The organism is Bradyrhizobium sp. BWA-3-5 (assembly GCF_032917985.1).
Lineage (GTDB): Bacteria > Pseudomonadota > Alphaproteobacteria > Rhizobiales > Xanthobacteraceae > Bradyrhizobium.
On sequence record NZ_CP136626.1, the window covers coordinates 4582584 to 4599925 of the forward strand.

Genomic DNA, 17342 nt, shown 5'->3' on the forward strand with positions numbered 1-17342 from the left:
CAATCGCCGATCAGCCCACCACTTCGGTGACGGGCTGCATGTCGATGGCAAAGGTCTCCAGAAACTTCGACGTCATGATGTAGAAGCCGACCGAGAGCTGCAGCTCGACCAAGGCAGCCGGCGTGAGTTTGGACGCGATGGCGTTGAATGTCGCATCCGTCGGCTTGTGCTGCCTGACGATTTCATCGGTGAAGGCGAGCGCAGCGCGCTGCACGTCATTGAAGCAGGTCGCCGCTTCCCAGTTCTCCAGCGCCTCGTTCTGCTCGTCGGTGACGCCGACATTCTTGCCGATCCGCTTGTGGGCGACGATTTCGTAGGGCGCCTCGCACAGGATACCGGTGCGGGTGATGGCAAGCTCCCGCACGATCGGGTCCAATTCACCCCGGTGTCGAATCGCACCACCCAACCGACAATACTGTTCGAGATAGCTCGGCGAATGCGCCATCATCCGGAAGATGTTCGCATTGCGGTTTTTACCGAGCAATTCGCGGGTGCGTTCGTTGTGCTTGGCGGGATCGCTGTAGTCGATGCGTGCCATTCGTCACCTTGGGGTTTTCACGATTTTCTGATTTGCTGACAGAGGGATCATGCACCGCAGCAGCGGGCCGATCAACCACGGAGACGACTCTCCGGCGGGGTGAAGCCCCCTCCTAAGCCGCTCCAGACGCGCCAAAAAACTCCCTTTCTCGTGCACAAACCGGCTGCGAGCGAGCCAAATTGCCGCCTCAATGCTGGTCGATTTTCACACCTGTCGATATTCGCTGAGTGGGGACTCAAGAGAGCGAATACTCGTCGCGGGGTGTTCCGAGTAAACCAGACTGAGCTCATCGGGCCTTCACGGGCAACGATGACTCATGCCCAAGTCAAGTGCCCAAGTCTAGGGAGTTAGGCATGAAGGAAGCCACCAGGAAGGCGGCCTCGGAAGCGCTTGCGCAAACGCTGGCGGTAACAGCGATGCTCGTCATCGCCAGTGTTGTGTTCTACTGGCACTGAATGTTGACGCGTCGAAGCACTCAGATTTTTACCCGTTCCGCGTAATCTGGGTTGCTTCGCTGCGTGAGCATTTCGCCTGAAACTCACCTCGTCTTCTCGAAATAGGGAACCAGCCTTCCCGCAAACGGCCGGTAGTTTGCGGCCACCTTATCGCCGATCGCAAGATCGTTGGTTCCGTGAGCCATGATGCGAAAGCCTTCTACTGTGTCGACCAGCACGATGTTGTAGGGAACGTGCGCGCGCGTCTCTGATGTCGCGGCGCGGCAGACCAGCGATGTTGCATAGACCGTCCCTGCCCCGCTGGCGCGCTTCTCGACCGGATCAGGCGCGCCGCAGGCGGCGCAGAACGCACGGTGGAAATACTGCACCTTCCTGCAAGCGCTGCAGGATTGATAGACGATGGCCTCCGCGCCCCTGGTCCAATCAGCTAGCCGTTCGGTCATCGTACCCGCTCCAGGAACATGCTGACATGCGAGGACAGCACGCCGCCATCGCCATGCAATAGCGCGACTGAGGCATCGCGGACCTGCCGCGGGCCGGCCCGCCCGGTCATCTGCAGATGGGTCTCGACCAGATGCGCCATCGCACCGCCGACGCCGCAATGGCCGTAGCTCAACAGCCCGCCATGGGTATTGAGTGGCACAGTGCCGTCGCGGCCAAAATACCCTGCCCGCACCCGTGCCGCGGCCTCGCCGCGCCCGGCGAGGCCGAGGTCTTCGAGAAGCATTGCGAGCGTGATCGTAAAGCTGTCGTAGACGGCGGCGTAGCGCACATCCGAGATCGCGACGCCGGACGCAGCCTTGGCCTTGGCAATCGCGATCTCGGCGCCGAGTTCGCTTAAGCCAGGCGCGGCCGTGACGTGCTGATGGGTATGCGCCTGCGCGCAGCCGCGCACGCGAATGCGGCTCGCGCCGGTTGGTTCGCGACTGACCACGAACGCGGCGCCGCCATCGGACACCGGGCAGCAATCCAGCAATTTGAGCGGCAGCGCCACTGGCTTCGAGGCCATCACGTCGGCGACCGTGATCGGATCGTGGAACTGCGCGCCGGGATGGGCCAGCGCGTGGGCGCGCATCAACACCGCGAATTCGGCGAGGTCTTCTTCCGTCACTCCATATTCGTGCATGTAGCGCGACGCAACGAGGCCGTAATAAGCGGGGATCGTCGGTCCCAGCGGCACCTCGTAATCGGGATGCCCAACCTGCGCCAGCGCCTGGATCGAGGCGTCGCGGCTCTGACCAGTGAGACGGTTCTCGCCGCCGACGACGAGCACATGTTTGGCGACGCCGGCATCGACCAGATGATGCGCCAGCATGGTCATGGCGAGCCCGGTGGCGCCGCCGACCTGCACGGCGTGGGCATAGGACGGCCGAATGCCAAAATGCTCGGCGAACACGGTGGCGAGCATGATGTGCGGCGAGACCGTGGAATAGCCGTAGAGAACGCCGTCGATCTTGGATCGCTTGAGCCCGGCATCGGCAATGGCAAGCTCAGCCGCCTTGCTCATGAGATCGAGCGAGGACGAGCCTTCATGCTTACCATAGGACGTTAGTCCGACGCCGGTGATGAAGCTCATTGGAATTTCTCGATCACTGTCATTCCGGGGCGGCGCGAAGCGACGAACCTGGAATCTCGAGATTCCCCCGTGCGCAATTGCGCACCTGAGGTCTGGTCCTCCGGACCATCCCGGAATGACGCTGTGGAGAGACCGCCTTCCATCTCAATACGACTTCGGCAAACCGAGCACCTTCTCCGCAATAAAGCTGAGAATAAGCTGCGGGCTGATCGGCGCGATGCGCGGGATCAGGGATTCCCGCAAATAGCGTTCGACGTGATATTCCTTCGCGTACCCAAAACCGCCATGCGTCATCACCGCCTGCTCGCAGGCGTGGAAGCCGGCTTCGGCGGCGAGATATTTGGCGGCATTGGCGGCCGGGCCGCACGGCATGCCCTGGTCGTATTGCCAGCCGGCGCGTAGCACCATCATCCAGGCGGCTTCCAGCTCCATCCAGTTTTTGGCCAGCGGATGCTGGATGCCCTGGTTCATGCCGATCGGACGGTTGAACACGATGCGGTTTTTGGCATAGCCCGCGGCCCGCGACAGCGCGATCTGGCCGAGCCCGACCGCTTCGGCCGCAATCAGGATGCGCTCGGGATTCATGCCGTGCAGGATATATTCGAAGCCGCGGCCCTCCTCGCCGAGGCGGTCTTCGACCGGGATCTCGAAATTCTCGAAAAACAGCTCGTTGGAATCGACCGGCTTGCGGCCCATCTTCTCGATCTCGTGCACGGTGACGCGCTGCTTGTCGAAATCGGTGTAGAACAGGCTGAGCCCGTGGGTCGGGTTCTTCACCTCCTCAAGCGGGGTGGTGCGTGCCAGCAGCAGGATCTTGTTGGCGACCTGCGCGGTGGAGATCCAGACCTTCTGGCCGTTGACGACGTATTTGTCGCCTTTACGCACCGCGCGGGTCTTTAGCTGCGTCGTGTTGAGTCCGGTGTTGGGCTCCGTCACCGCAAAACACGACTTGTCGCGCCCGTCGATGATCGGTGGCAGCATGCGCGTGCATTGCTCCTTGGTGCCGAACACGACGACGGGATTGAGCCCGAACACGTTCATGTGCACGGCCGACGCGCCGGACATGCCGGCGCCCGATTCCGCAATCGTCCGCATCATGAGCGCGGCATCGGTAATGCCAAGTCCCGAGCCGCCAAATTCCTCGGGGATGCAGATGCCGAGCCAGCCAGCATCCGCCAGCGCGCGGTGGAAGTCGGCGGGATAGCCGCCCTCCTTGTCCTTCTTCAGCCAATAGGCGTCGTCAAAACGCGAGCAGATTTTTCCGACCGCATCGATGATCGATTCCTGGTTGGCCGACAGCGCAAAATCCATCTATCCCGTCCTCAATTGTTGGCTGCGGTTTTGGTGACGCCGTCGCGCACCAGCACTGCGATTTCGTCCGGCGAAAAACCGGCCTCTTGCAGAATTTCCGCGCTGTGCTCGCTGAGGCGCGGCGCCAGCCGTTGCGTCTCGACCGGAGTCTCAGAGAACCGCGCCGACGGCCGCATGTTGCGGATGCGGCCCTCGGTCGGATGGTCGACCACGGGGAAGAAATTGGTCGCGGCGATGTGGGGATCGCCGAGCAGGCTTTCGAGATCGTGCATCGGCATCACCGGTACGTCGGCCTTCTCCAGGATAGCCATCCACTCGGCGGTGGTTTTGGTCTCGAGGATGCGCGCCAGCTCGGCGTAGACCACGTCGATATTGGCGGCGCGGCCGGCGAAGGTCGCAAATTTCGGATGAACGCGAAGATCGTCGCGGCCGGTGGCATCGAAGAAATTCTGCCACTGCTTGTCGTTATAGACGATCACGCAGATATAGCCGTCGGAGGTCTTGTAGGGCCTGCGATCCGGCGACAGATGCCGCGCATAGCCGCCCTTGTCGAGCGGCGGCTCATAGGTCAGGCCGCCCATGTGGTCGCCCATCACGAAACCGGCCATGGTTTCGAACATCGGGATGTCGACGCGCTGGCCGCGCCCGGAACGGTTGCGGTCGACGAGGCTGGCGCAGATCGCGCCGACCGCCGTCAGGCCCACGATGCGGTCGACCAGCGCGTTGGGGACGTAGCGCGGCACGCCGTCGGCGGTCTGTGCCATCAGCGCCGGCAGCGCGGTCGCGCCCTGGATAAGGTCGTCATAGGCCGGCTTGGCCGCATAGGGCCCATCCTGGCCGAAGCCGAATACGCCGGCATAGATCAGGCGCGGGTTGGCCTCCGAGACCACGTCATAGCCGAGGTTCAGCCGCGCCATCGCCTGCGGGCGCACGTTATATACCAGCACGTCGGCTGACTTGATCAGCCGCAGCACGGCGTCGCGCCCGGCGGGTTTCTTCAGATCGAGGCAGATCGAGCGCTTGTTGCGGTTGGTGTTGAGGAACACCGGCCCCATGCCGGGATGGCGCGTCGGGCCGATCTGCCGAGTCACGTCGCCGTCGTGCGATTCAACCTTGATGACGTCGGCGCCGTAATCGCCGAGCATCTGGGTTGCGTAGGGCCCCATCAGCACGGTGGTCATGTCGATGACCTTGATGCCAGCTAGTGGTCCCATGAACGCCCTGCTCCCGCTATGCGGCCATTTCCCGGCCGGCAATTGTGGCAGCCAAGTAACGGCAGGCGCTTGCGAAGATCAAGGCGCGCCCAGCGTATGGCCGTATGCGCGGAGCAGCTTCTATTTCTTCGGGGGCTCGTTCTTGGCTCTGGCGTCGCGCTCTTTGGTCAGGCGTTCCAGCTCTTCGTTTTGCTGGCTGAGGCGGTCGGCGATGCGCGCCTCGTTCTGTTCGCCGGAGGCGGCCGCGGCCTGTTCGATCAACTGCCGGATGTTGTCTTCCAGAATTCTGATCCGGTTGTTCAGTTCTGCCTGAGACAGCGAACTTTCGTTAGCCATAGTGCACGCTCCGGAAACGTAGGGTGGGCACAGCGAAGCGCGCCCACCAGTCTCATCTCGCGCTGTTAACGCTGGGCGCGGCGCAAGCGCGTTTGCCCACGCTACGGTACCACGTTTTGCGGCTACTTCACCGGCTCCAGCACGGAGACGTAGTTCGCGACCGCCGCGCCGCCCATGTTGAAGATGCCGCCCAGACTGGCGTTCTTGAGCTGCATACCCTCCGGCGCCTGGCCGACGAGCTGCATCGCGGTCATCACATGCATGGAAACGCCGGTGGCGCCGATCGGATGGCCCTTGGCCTTGAGGCCGCCGGACGGATTGACCGGCAGCTTGCCGTCCTTTTGAGTCCAGCCTTCCTTGATGGCACGGGCACCCTGCCCGCGCGGCGTCAGGCCCATCGCTTCATATTCGATCAGCTCGGCGACGGTGAAGCAGTCGTGGGTTTCGACAAAGGACAGATCGGAAAGCTGCACACCGGCCTGCGCCAGGGCGCGCTGCCAGGCCACCGTGCAGCCTTCGAATTGCAGGATGTCGCGCTTGGACATCGGCAGGAAATCCTGTGCATGCGCCGTGGCGCGGAAGTTCACCGCCTTGCCCATGGTCTTTGCGCTCTCGGAATCCATCAGCACCAGCGCCGCTGCGCCGTCCGACACCAGCGAGCAGTCGGTGCGCTTCAGGGGGCCAGCGACGAACGGGTTCTTTTCGCTCTCGGCGCGGCAGAACTCGTAGCCGAAATCCTTGCGCATCTGCGCATAGGGATTGGCAACGCCGTTCTTGTGGTTCTTCGCCGCGATCATCGCCAGCGCATCCGACTGGTCGCCATATTTCTGGAAATAGCTTTGCGCGATCTTGCCGAACACTCCGGCAAAGCCGCCGACCGTGTCGCCGTCCTCGGGCAGATAGGAAGCCTTCAGGAGATACTTCCCGATCTCCGGTCCCGGCGTCCGCGTCATCTGCTCGACGCCGACCACCAGCACGGTCCTGGCCGCGCCGGAGGCGATCGCCCGGATGCCCTGATGCACCGCCGCCGAGCCGGTGGCGCAGGCGTTCTCGACCCGGGTCGCCGGCTTGAAGCGCAGTTTGGGGTCGGCCTGCAGCACCAGCGAGGCGGTAAAATCCTGCGGCGAGAAGCCGGCGTTGAAATGTCCGAGCACAATCTCGTCGACGTCTTCGGCGGAAATGCCGGCGTCCGCCAACGCATCGGTCGCAACCTTCACCACCAGGCTCTCGACGGTTTCCGCGTCGAACTTGCCGAATGGCGTGTGCGCCCACCCCACGATGCTGGCTGTCATGGTCGTTCTCCCTTGTTCCGGTTTCGGAAGCCTTTGTAGCCTATCGGGAAAAAGACTTCACGCCGGTTTCAGCGATTCAGCGTCCGCGCGCACATGGCGGTTATGCCGGCCCAGTTGCCAGCGCGGATGTCCGCTGCCGGACAGAGCCAGGAACCGCCGACCGCCACCACGTTCGGCTCAGCCAGCCAGGTCGCCGCATTGGCCTCGCCGATGCCACCGGTTGGGCAAACCCGGATGTTCGGAAACGGCCCTGCCAGGGCCCGAAGTGCCTTGATACCGCCGGCCTGCTCGGCCGGGAAGAATTTGACGATATCGAAGCCGGCGGCCAGCGCCTGCATCAGCTCGGACGCGGTGGCGATGCCCGGCGCGAAAGGCAGGTCGCTTGCCGCGGCGGCCTTGAGGAGCTCCGGCGTCGCGCCCGGGCTGATGCCGAATTTGGCCCCTAGCGCCCGCGCCCGCGCCAGATCGTCGCCGTTCAAAATCGTGCCGATGCCGACGATGGCGTCCGGCACCTCCGCGATCATCGCCTTGGCGGCCTCGGCGGCGACCGGGGTCCGCAAGGTGACTTCCAGCACGCGGATGCCGCCGGCCACCAGCGCACGTGCCAGCGGCACCGCATCTTCGATCCGCTCGATGGTGAGCACGGGGATCACGGTCGCAGACTTGAAGATGCCTACGAGTTGTTCCTGCCTGGCGGCTGCGGTCATGGCGATGCCTCAATGAGAATTGGCGTGGTTTTGGATGAGGCCGGACGGCATCTCCGCGCGCGGGATGATCGCGCCGGGATGACATACCACAACGCCGGCGAGACGATGCCCAGCGCGGGCGGCCTCGATCGGGTCGGCACCGACCAGGCGCGCGGCCACGTAGGCCGCCGCGAAACTGTCGCCGGCCGCGGTGGTGTCGACGACGGGCGCCTCCACCGGCTTTGCCTTGATCGGATAGGAGACGCCTTCGAGGCGCACGATGCTCGCCGGCTCGGACAGTTTCAGCACCACTTCAGTGCCCGGAATCCGCGCCAGCAAGGCTTCGTTGCTCATTGCTGGATACAGCGGCAGCAGATCCTCCGTGGACGCCAGCAGGATATCGGCTAGCGCAAACGCCTCCTGGAAAACCGTGCGTGCGACATCGAGGTCGGGCCAGCCGCGGGCGCGGAAATTGGTGTCGAAGGCGAAACGTGCGCCCCTCTCGCGGGCGCGGTTCAGGGCCGCAAACAGCCTTGTCCTGCCCGCCGCGCCGTACAGCGAGAGTGTGATCGCGGAGAGATAGACCACATCATAACCGGCCAATGAATCGAGGATATCAGGCGTCTCCGGCAAATCCATCAGGCTGCGCGCGGCGGCGCTGTCGCGCCAATGGAAGAAGCGCCGCTCGCCCTTGTCGTCGGTCTGGATCATGTAGAGGCCCGGAAGCTTGCCCGGCAGCCGCGCTACCCAAGCGGTTCCGACGCCCTCCGCCGCCCAGCCGGCGATCATCTCATCGCTCAAGGCGTCGTCGCCGAGCGCGGTGATGTAGTCGGCGCCAACGCCAAGGCGCGCAAGGTAGACGGCGGTATTGAGCGTGTCGCCGCCAAAGCCGCGCGAATACAGGCCGCCGGCCCCGCTCTCTTGGGCCTGCTTCAGTTCGACCATGCATTCGCCGATGCAGGCTACCTTGCTCATGACCGCATCCGCGCGATTTGGCGTGAGATCACTTCAAGCCGCGAACTTGCCGCCGAGCTCATCCTCAATGTGAATCCGGATGATGTCGTCGAACGTCTTCTCGGCGGTGGTAAAGCCGAGCTTGAGCGCGCGGTCGGTGACGAAATCGCGCGGCCAGCCGGAGACGATGCCGATGATGGTCGGATCAGGTACCCGCTTGATGCGCGCGGTGACATTCTTGCCGGCGACGCGGTCGAGCGCCGCGATCTGCTCGCCGACGGTGACCGACATGCCGGGCATGCTCAGATTGCGACGCGGCCCCACTGCATCAAGATCCATGGTGCCGGCATGCACGAGGAAACCGACCGCCGATTTCGGCGACGCGTGCCAGTGCCGCACGTCCTCGGAGACCGGCAGCACCGCCTCCTCGCCCGCCAGCGGCTCGCGGATGATGTTGGAGAAGAAGCCCGACGCCGCCTTGTTCGGCTTGCCCGGCCGCACGCAGATCGTCGGCAGGCGGATACTGATGCCGTCGAGCAGGCCTTTGCGGGTATAGTCGTTGATCAGAAGTTCGCAGATCGACTTCTGCGTGCCGTAGCTTGTCAGCGGCGTATGGAAAAATTCGTCGCCGATCTTTTCCGGGAACGGCGCGCCGAACACCGCGATCGAGGAGGTGAACACCAGCCGCGGCTTGTAGCCGCCGCCGGCATGGCGGATGGCGTCGATCAGATAGCGCGTGCCGTCGAGATTGATCCGGTAGCCCTTGTCGAACTCGGCCTCGGCCTCGCCGGAGACGATCGCGGCAAGATGGAAGATCACCTCTGGCCGATGGGCGATCAGCGGCTCCGCCGCGCCCGGGTCGGCAAAGTCGGAAGCTATAACTTCGATCGGGATCGAGGCATTTGCGGGCTTGGCGGGCGCCACCACGTCCTGCAGCGTCATGCGGGTGATATCATGCTTGCCGAGCCGGCCCTCGCGGAGCAGCCGTTCGGTCAATTTGCGGCCCACCATGCCGGCGGCGCCGAGAATGAGAATGTGCAAGACCCGTCTCCTTATTCTTATTCGTCGCCCCGGCCTTGAGCCGGGACCCATACGCCGCGGCCGAGCGTGTCAAAGCACGATGGTCGACGGCTTCGTCTCAACAATTGCCGCCGGTGGTTATGTGTCGCTGCTTTGGCAGGGACGACAGCGATGGTTTCATTGATGATTGTTGCGGCCGCTTACTCTTTCACGGCCCCCGTCATGGCCGACACATAGTGTTCGACGAAGAAGGCGTAGAGGATCACCAGCGGCAGCGAGCCGGCCAACGCGCCCGCCATCAGCGAGCCCCAGCGATAGACGTCGCCGTCGACGAACTCGTTGACGATCGCGACCGGCACGGTCTTGTTTGCGGTCGATTGCAGGAAGGTGAGCGCGTAGATGAACTCGTTCCAGCACAGCGTGAAGCAGAAGATGAACGCCGAGATCAGGCCCGGGATCGCCAGCGGCAGCACGATCTTGATCAGGATCTGCCAGCGGCTGGCGCCGTCGATCAGCGCGCATTCCTCCAATTCGAACGGGATGGTCTTGAAATAACCCATCAACAGCCAGGTCGAGAATGGGATCAAGATCGTCGGATAGGTCAGGATCAGCGCGAGCGGCGAGTCGAACAGGCCGTACTGGAACACGACGGTGGCGAGCGGAATGAACAGGATCGACGGCGGCACCAGGTAAGCCAGGAAGATCAGGCCGCCGACCAGATTGGCGCCCTTGTAGCGCAGCCGCACGATCGCATAGGCGGCGAGCACGGAAGCCACGATCGACAGGAACGTCGCACAAACCGCCACATACATCGTGTTCCAGAGCCACATCGGATAGTGGCTTTCGAACAGCAGCTTGTAGAAATGCTTGAAGGTCGGATTCCAGGTCCAGAACGGAGAGTAGGTTTCCATATCCAGGAGCTGCGCGTCCGGCTTCACGGCTGTGAGCGCCATCCAGTAGAACGGGAACAGCAGCACGAACACGATGATCGACAGCGGCAGATAGAGCGTCACTATCCGCCGCGGCACCGACTGCAGATAGCTCATGCCCTCGGAGTGGTCCTCCCTTGCGGAAGACGTCAGCACACCCTTGAGATTGACGTGAGTGGTTGGGAGGTCAGTCATTGTTCTCTCCCTGCTGCCACTTGCGGCGCTGCAAGCCGAACCAGGAAACCATGATGGCCGCGAGCAGGAACGGGATCATGGCGCTCGCGATGGCGGCACCCTCGCCCAGTTGCCCGGCAATGATCGCGCGCTGGTAGGACAAGGTCGCCATCAGATGCGTCGCGTTGACCGGTCCGCCGCGGGTCATTGCCCAGATCAATTGGAAGTCGGTGAAGGTGAACAGCACGGAGAAGGTCATCACGACCGCGATGATCGGCGTCAGCAAGGGATAGGTGATGAAGCGGAACATCTGCCAGCGCGAGGCCCCATCGAGCGTCGCCGCCTCATAGAGCGAGGGCGACACCGTCTGCAGTCCCGCCAGCAGTGTGATCGCGACGAACGGCACGCCGCGCCAGATATTGGCGAAGATCACGCAGATCCGCGCCCATGTCGTGTCGCCGAGAAAATTGATGTTCTGGTTGATGATACCGAGATGCTTCAACGACCACGATATGATCGAGAACTGGGAATCGAAGATCCACCAGAAGGCCAGCGCCGACAGCACGGTCGGCACGATGAAGGGGATCAGCACCGCGGCGCGCAGCATCGCCTTGAACGGCATATTCTCGTTGAGCAGCAGCGCCAGATAAAGGCCGATGCCGAATTTGATGGCGCTGGCGACGAACGTATAGAGCAGCGTGTTGAACACCGAGAGCCAGAAGATCGCGTCGTCCCACAGCCACTCGTAGTTCTCGATGCCGATGAATTGCCCGATCCTGCCGATCTTCTGGTCGGTGAACGACAGCCAGATGCCGAGCCCCAACGGATAGGCCAGGAACAGGATCAGGAATGCCATTGCCGGCACCATGAACCAGAAGCCGAGCCAATTCCTGTTGTGCTTGAGCTGGTCCCACGACGTCGCTTCGCGAAGCTGCGATTTGGCCTTTGCCGGCGTGAGTGCGATGTCAGCCATGAGCCGGTTTCCTTGAGCCAGTTTCCTTTGGACCAGTTTTTTGGGCCGATCCTGGCGGTTTTCTGAACGGTGTCCCGTTAGCCTAAGTCGAACGGGCGGCGAACGAGCCGCCGCCCGCTTTCACATCTTAGCGATAGATGCGCTTGAGCTGCCGCTCGGCCTCCGTCATGGCAGCCTTGGCATCCTTGGCGCCCGTGCAGTAGTTAGCGAACATGTCGACGACGATGAAGTCGGCGATCGCAGTCGCGGCCTTCTCCCCGACCTTGCCGATGCCGGAAGCCGGCAGCGCGCGCTTGGAAGCCTGGGCGAATACCGCGTTCTTCGGATCGGCGGTCCACACCGGCGCGGCGTCATAGGAATTGAGCGTGTGGGTCAGATAACCCCGCGCGCCGGTTAGCCACTTGTCGTAATTTTCCTTCTCCAGCATGAAGGCGACGAAGGCCTTCGCGGCATTGGGATACTTCGTGAAGTTGAAGGCCAGGATCGGCACCGCAAGCTGCAGTTCCGTCGGCTTGCCGATCGGGCCCACCGGCCAGAGACCGTGATAGGTATCCTCGGCCAGCTCCTTCTTGCTGGCATCGTCCTTGGCCGCTACGTAGATCGAAATGCCGTTCGCCGTGCAGTACAATTCCCCGGCCAGAAACGCCTTGTTGTTCGAGGAGTCGTTCCAGGAGGCCGTGCCGGGCACGAAGGTATCGGCGAGCGCCTTGCAGTATTCCAGCGCCTTCGCCGTTTCCGGCGAGTTGATGATGACCTTGTCGTCCTTGTCGACGGTCCAGGCGTTGTGGCCCCACAGGATCCAGTGCAGCCAGGCGTTGGCGTCGCCCGAGGCGTGACCGAGCGCAAAGCCGGCCGGCGTGTTGTTCGCCTTCATCGCCTTGCACATTTCGAGGAAGCTTGGGAAGTCCTTGGGGAACTCCTTGAAGCCGGCCTTGTCGGTCGCTGACTTGCGGTACGTCATGTAGCCGCCGATGGTGGCGACGGGAATGCCGAGCCAGTCATTGCCGAGCATGCAGGTCTTCTGCGCCGCGTCGGTCCAGCCGCCATATTTCTTGCCGAGGTAATCGGCAACGTCGTTCATCTTCAGGACCTTGGTCGGGAACAGCTGCGGCAGCGTGTGCAGGCCCCAGGCGAGATCGAGGCCCGAGCCGGTGTTGGCGGCGACGGAGGCCTTTGGCTGCACGTCCTCGAAGGATTCAGAGAACACGTTCATCTCGGTGCCGGTCGCGGACTTGAACGCCGCGACCATGGCGTTGAACGCATCGTCTTCCGCCGGCACGAAGCGCTTCCAGCGCATCACCGTCAGCTTGGCGCCGGACTCGGCTTTCCACGGCGAGCTCTGCGCCCAGGCCTTGGCGAAATCGAACAGTGCCGGCCCGGTGAGCGCGCCGGCCGCGGCAAGCGCGGTGCCACCCTGAAGCAGAGAGCGGCGGGTAAAATCGTGCATAGTCCATCCTCCCTTTGTAATGTTTTTTAGTTATTGCTCAGCCACCTTACCTATTACTCAGCCATTCAGTCGCTTTCCTGTTGCCTCATCGAACAAGTGCACGAGCGACGGATCCGGCTTGAGCCGCACCTTGTCGCCCGGACTGAATTGGTGGCGCTCGCGGAACACGGCGACGACCTGCTCGCCGCCCAGCTTGGCGAACACCTGGGTTTCCGAGCCGGTCGGCTCGACCACGATGATTTCGGCTTCCGCGCCATCATCGGCAATGGTGAAGTGCTCCGGCCGCACGCCATAGACCACCGGCTTGCCGTCGGAATTGCTGGGCGCCGTCTTCAGGGGCAGCGCAACACCGTTCGGCCCCTCGAACGTGGCCGCGCCGTTCACCTTCAGCTTGCCCTTGAGGAAATTCATCGCCGGCGAACCAATGAAGCCGGCAACGAACTGATTGTCCGGCTTGTCGTAAAGTTCGAGCGGCGTGCCCATCTGCTCGACGATGCCATCATGCATCACCACGATCTTGTCGGCCATGGTCATGGCCTCGATCTGGTCGTGGGTGACGTAGACGGTGGTGGTCTTCAGCCGCTGATGCAGCTCCTTGATTTCGGTGCGCATGGCGACGCGCAGCTTGGCATCGAGGTTCGACAGCGGCTCGTCGAACAGAAACACTTGCGGATCGCGCACGATAGCGCGACCCATGGCGACGCGCTGGCGCTGGCCGCCGGAGAGTTGCCGCGGATAACGCTCGAGCAGCGGCGTCAGCGCCAGGATCTCGGCGGCGCGCTTGACGCGACTGCCGATCTCCTCCTGCTTGGCGCCGCGCAGCTTGAGCGAAAAGCCCATATTGTCGGCGACCGTCATGTGCGGATAGAGCGCGTAGTTCTGGAACACCATCGCAATGTCGCGCTCTTTCGGCTGGACATTGTTGACCACGCGCTCGCCGATCGAAATCGTGCCCGAGGTGATGTTTTCAAGGCCCGCCAGCATGCGCAGCAGGGTCGACTTGCCGCAGCCGGAGGGGCCTACCAGCACGACGAACTCGCCGTCCTCGATCGGAATCGACACGCCGTGCAAAACTTCAAAATTACCGAACGACTTGCGCACGTCGCGAATCTGTACCGACGACATCGAATTCACTCCCCTCATTTTCTGTTATTGGCGCCGCAAGCGGGCAGCGGCGCCTTGCTGTCTTTTCGACTTTAACGCCCGGAAGCCGAATTCAACGGGCCCTATCATCCGCAGTTTGGCGGCTTTTAGCAATCCAATGGTAGCGCTGTCAATAATTGTTCAAACGTCTAATTTGTTGTGGTATGAGCGCAAGATGGGACGAAAACAGACCAAGTCTGGCAAAATCCGCCTCACCGAAGTCGCCAAGCTCGCTGGCGTCAGTCCCATTACGGCATCGCGCTTTTTCAGAAATCCCGAAGCACTGTCACTAGCGAAGCGGGAACGCGTCGATAGCGCGGTGAAGGAACTGGGCTACGTGCCCAATCTCGCTGCACGTGCCCTCGCCTCGCACCGCACCGAAGTCATCGGCGTCGTCATCCCCTCCCTCACCAACAACGTATTCGCCGATGTGTTGCGAGGCATCTACGATTCTTCCGAAGGTAGCCGCTACACCATCCAGCTTGCCAATACGCGCTACAGCATCCTGCAGGAGGAAAAGCTGTTGCGCCTGTTCCGGGCGCAGAAGCCCGCGGGCCTGATCGTCACCGGGATCAACCAGACCGCGGAATCGCGCAAGGTCCTGGACTCCATGAATTGCCCAGTCACGCAGATCATGGAGATCGGCGACAGTCCCGTCGACATGATGGTCGGCTTCTCACACTATGATGCGGCATTTTCGGCCATTTCGCACATCCTCGAACAGGGGCGCCGACGAATCGGTTTTCTCGGCGCGCGCATGGACCCACGCGTGCAGCGGCGGCTCGACGGGTATCGTGATGCCATGAAGGGGGCATCGCTGTTCGACCCCAGCCTCGTCGTCACCACGTCGGTGCCCACCACCGTGACGCTCGGCGGGACGCTGTTCACTGATTTGCTCGCACAGGCGCCCGACATCGATGCCGTCTTCTGCGTCAACGACGACCTGGCGCTCGGGACATTGTTCGAATGTCAGCGCCGCCAGATCGTGGTACCGCACGATGTTGCCATCGTCGGGTTCAACGATCTGGAATTTGCCGCCGCCGCGGTTCCCTCGCTCAGCAGCGTGCGCACCAACCGTTACGAAATGGGACGGCACGCTGTCACCATGGTAATTGACGCGATCGAGGGCCGCCGCCCGCAGGAGCCGGTGATCGACCTCGGCTTTCAACTGATGGTCCGCGAAAGCTCGACACCCTCGAACATCTGATGCGCCGCCCCTTGCCCCGGCCAGCGGTGCGGCAGAAAATGGTAGCGCTACCTTTTGTGCCAGATTAAGATCGCATCGACAAAAATTCGAATTGGTGCGGCGGCCGCGTTGCAGCGGAAGTAATTTTCAGCATGGTGCAAAGGCTGCCCCATGCTCTAAGCCGCGACCAATTTGCAGTGCGGGAGGAATCCAATGAAAAAAACCGACAACAAGGCCCCGACCAACGGCAAGGGCCGCAGGCTGCGTTCCCTCGAATGGTTCGACAACCCGCATAATCCAGGGATGACCGCGCTCTATCTCGAGCGCTACCTGAACTACGGCCTGACGCGCGAGGAACTGCAGTCCGGCAAGCCAATCATCGGCATCGCCCAGACCGGCAACGACCTGTCGCCCTGCAACCGCCATCACCTCGAACTGGCGCACCGAGTGCGAGAAGGCATCCGCGCGGCCGGCGGTATCGCGATGGAGTTTCCGACCCATCCGATCCAGGAGACCGGTAAGCGGCCGACCGCGGCGCTCGACCGTAACCTCGCCTATCTCGGCCTGGTCGAAGTCCTGTTCGGCTATCCGCTTGACGGCGTGGTGTTGACCACCGGCTGCGACAAGACGACGCCGGCCTGCCTGATGGCGGCGGCGACCGTCAATCTGCCCGCCATCGTGCTTTCGGGCGGCCCGATGCTGAACGGCTGGTTCAATGGCGAACGCACCGGATCCGGCACGATCGTCTGGAAGCAGCGCGAACGGCTTGCCGCCGGCGAGATCGACTACAATGAATTCATCGAGATCGTGGCCTCCTCCGCGCCGTCGGTCGGCCATTGTAACACGATGGGCACCGCCTCGACCATGAACTCTCTCGCTGAAGCGCTCGGCATGTCGCTGCCGGGATGCGCGGCGATCCCCGCGCCCTACCGCGAGCGCGGCCAGATCGCCTACGAGACCGGGAAGCGGATCGTCGAGATGGTCTGGGAGGACCTCAAGCCTTCCGACATCCTGACCCGCAAGGCATTCGAGAACTGTATCGCGGTGAACTCGGCGATCGGCGGCTCCACGAACGCGCCGATTCATATCAATGCGCTGGCGCGGCATATCGGCGTCGAGCTCTCGATCGACGACTGGCAGAAGCACGGCCACGACATTCCGCTCCTGGTCAACATGCAGCCGGCTGGTTTCTATCTCGGCGAGGAATACCATCGCGCCGGCGGCGTGCCGGCGGTGGTGCGTGAATTGATGGCGCAGAAGCGCATCCACGAAGACGCCATCACGGTTAACGGCCGCAGCATCGGCGAGAACTGCAGCACAGCGCCCAAGCCCGATGGCGACGTGATCCGCAGCTACGACAAGCCGCTGGTTAAAGATGCCGGCTTCCTGGTGCTGCGCGGCAATCTCTTTGATTCCGCGATCATGAAGACCTCCGTGATCTCCAAGGAGTTTCGCGAACGCTATCTGAACAACCCCAAGGACCCCAACGCGTTCGAGGGACGTGCGATCGTGTTCGAAGGGCCCGAGGACTATCACGAGCGGATCGACGACCCCTCGCTCAACATCGACGAGCATTGCGTGCTGTTCATCCGCGGCGCCGGACCGATCGGCTATCCCGGCGGTGCCGAGGTCGTGAACATGCAGCCCCCGGCGGCGCTGATCAAACGCGGCATCCTCTCGCTGCCCTGCATCGGCGACGGACGGCAGTCGGGCACCTCGGGTTCGCCGTCGATCCTCAACGCCTCGCCTGAAGCCGCCGCAGACGGCGGGCTCGCGATCCTGCAGACCGGCGATAAGGTGCGCATCGACCTCAATACCGGCGACGCCAACATCCTGATATCAAGCGACGAACTGAAGAGGCGCCGCACTGAATTGAAGGCCAAGGGCGGCTTTCCCTACCCGGCCAACCAGACGCCGTGGCAGGAGGTCTATCGCTCGACCGTCGGCCAGCAGGCCACCGGCGCCTGTATGGAGCTCGCCACGCGCTATCAGAATATCGCCGGCACCGTCGGCGTGGCGCGGGATAATCATTAGGCAGCCACACTGTCATTGCCGGGCTTGACCCGGCAATCCATCCTTATGCGAAGAAGATGGATACGCGGGTCAAG

16 protein-coding genes are annotated in these 17342 nt (G+C 62.7%); 2 read left to right on the plus strand and 14 right to left on the minus strand.

The annotated features are described in order from the left end of the window. Positions 1–10: 10 nt before the first annotated feature. The 14 genes from RX331_RS22305 to RX331_RS22370 all read right to left on the minus strand — a co-directional run bounded on the left by RX331_RS22305 (position 11) and on the right by RX331_RS22370 (position 14030). A complete protein-coding gene (locus RX331_RS22305) occupies positions 11–538 on the minus strand; it encodes a carboxymuconolactone decarboxylase family protein (protein WP_317252064.1) in 528 nt (175 codons plus the stop codon). A 538-nt stretch (positions 539–1076) separates the two neighbouring features. After that, positions 1077–1436 carry a Zn-ribbon domain-containing OB-fold protein gene (locus RX331_RS22310; RefSeq protein ID WP_317252065.1) on the minus strand — a complete coding sequence of 120 codons (360 nt, stop codon included), beginning with the start codon at positions 1434–1436 and terminating at the stop codon, positions 1077–1079. Next, complete coding sequence (locus RX331_RS22315; protein WP_317252066.1) at positions 1433–2569, minus strand: thiolase family protein; 1137 nt, start codon at positions 2567–2569, stop codon at positions 1433–1435. Before RX331_RS22315 ends, RX331_RS22310 begins: the two co-directional genes overlap by 4 nt. Before the next feature lie 144 nt (positions 2570–2713). Then, positions 2714–3880: an acyl-CoA dehydrogenase family protein gene (locus tag RX331_RS22320; RefSeq protein ID WP_317252067.1), complete on the minus strand. Its 1167-nt coding sequence runs from the start codon at positions 3878–3880 to the stop codon at positions 2714–2716. An 11-nt stretch (positions 3881–3891) separates the two neighbouring features. Continuing rightward, positions 3892–5094 carry a CoA transferase gene (locus RX331_RS22325; RefSeq protein ID WP_317252068.1) on the minus strand — a complete coding sequence of 401 codons (1203 nt, stop codon included), beginning with the start codon at positions 5092–5094 and terminating at the stop codon, positions 3892–3894. Positions 5095–5214: 120 nt separating this feature from the next. Then, positions 5215–5430, minus strand: a complete 216-nt coding sequence (locus tag RX331_RS22330; RefSeq protein ID WP_317252069.1) for a hypothetical protein — start codon at positions 5428–5430, stop codon at positions 5215–5217. 122 nt (positions 5431–5552) lie between these two features. Next, the gene (locus tag RX331_RS22335) at positions 5553–6722 is read right to left on the minus strand and encodes an acetyl-CoA acetyltransferase (RefSeq protein ID WP_317252070.1); all 1170 of its coding nucleotides are present in this window, start codon (positions 6720–6722) and stop codon (positions 5553–5555) included. Positions 6723–6790: 68 nt separating this feature from the next. Next, on the minus strand, positions 6791–7429 hold the full coding sequence (eda, locus tag RX331_RS22340) for a bifunctional 4-hydroxy-2-oxoglutarate aldolase/2-dehydro-3-deoxy-phosphogluconate aldolase (RefSeq protein WP_317252071.1): 639 nt from the start codon (positions 7427–7429) through the stop codon (positions 6791–6793). 9 nt (positions 7430–7438) lie between these two features. After that, positions 7439–8383 (minus strand): sugar kinase, encoded by a 945-nt coding sequence (locus RX331_RS22345; protein WP_317252072.1) that lies wholly within the window; start codon positions 8381–8383, stop codon positions 7439–7441. A 33-nt stretch (positions 8384–8416) separates the two neighbouring features. Next, positions 8417–9403 carry a D-erythronate dehydrogenase gene (denD, locus tag RX331_RS22350; RefSeq protein ID WP_317252073.1) on the minus strand — a complete coding sequence of 329 codons (987 nt, stop codon included), beginning with the start codon at positions 9401–9403 and terminating at the stop codon, positions 8417–8419. Between the two features lie 179 nt (positions 9404–9582). Beyond that, complete coding sequence (locus RX331_RS22355; protein ID WP_317252074.1) at positions 9583–10506, minus strand: carbohydrate ABC transporter permease; 924 nt, start codon at positions 10504–10506, stop codon at positions 9583–9585. Then, the gene (locus tag RX331_RS22360; RefSeq protein WP_317252075.1) at positions 10499–11458 is read right to left on the minus strand and encodes a sugar ABC transporter permease; all 960 of its coding nucleotides are present in this window, start codon (positions 11456–11458) and stop codon (positions 10499–10501) included. The genes RX331_RS22355 and RX331_RS22360 overlap by 8 nt, the downstream gene beginning before the upstream one ends. Before the next feature lie 127 nt (positions 11459–11585). Beyond that, entirely contained in the window at positions 11586–12905 is a 1320-nt protein-coding gene (locus RX331_RS22365; RefSeq protein WP_317252076.1) for an ABC transporter substrate-binding protein, read from the minus strand. A 57-nt stretch (positions 12906–12962) separates the two neighbouring features. Continuing rightward, on the minus strand, positions 12963–14030 hold the full coding sequence (locus RX331_RS22370) for a sn-glycerol-3-phosphate ABC transporter ATP-binding protein UgpC (protein WP_317252077.1): 1068 nt from the start codon (positions 14028–14030) through the stop codon (positions 12963–12965). A gap of 193 nt (positions 14031–14223) precedes the next feature. Between RX331_RS22370 and RX331_RS22375 the strand changes: the two genes are divergently transcribed. Together RX331_RS22375 and RX331_RS22380 are read left to right on the plus strand one after the other, a co-directional pair. Next, entirely contained in the window at positions 14224–15255 is a 1032-nt protein-coding gene (locus tag RX331_RS22375) for a LacI family DNA-binding transcriptional regulator (RefSeq protein ID WP_317258210.1), read from the plus strand. Between the two features lie 192 nt (positions 15256–15447). Further along, the gene (locus RX331_RS22380; RefSeq protein WP_317252078.1) at positions 15448–17268 is read left to right on the plus strand and encodes an IlvD/Edd family dehydratase; all 1821 of its coding nucleotides are present in this window, start codon (positions 15448–15450) and stop codon (positions 17266–17268) included. Positions 17269–17342: the final 74 nt, after the last annotated feature.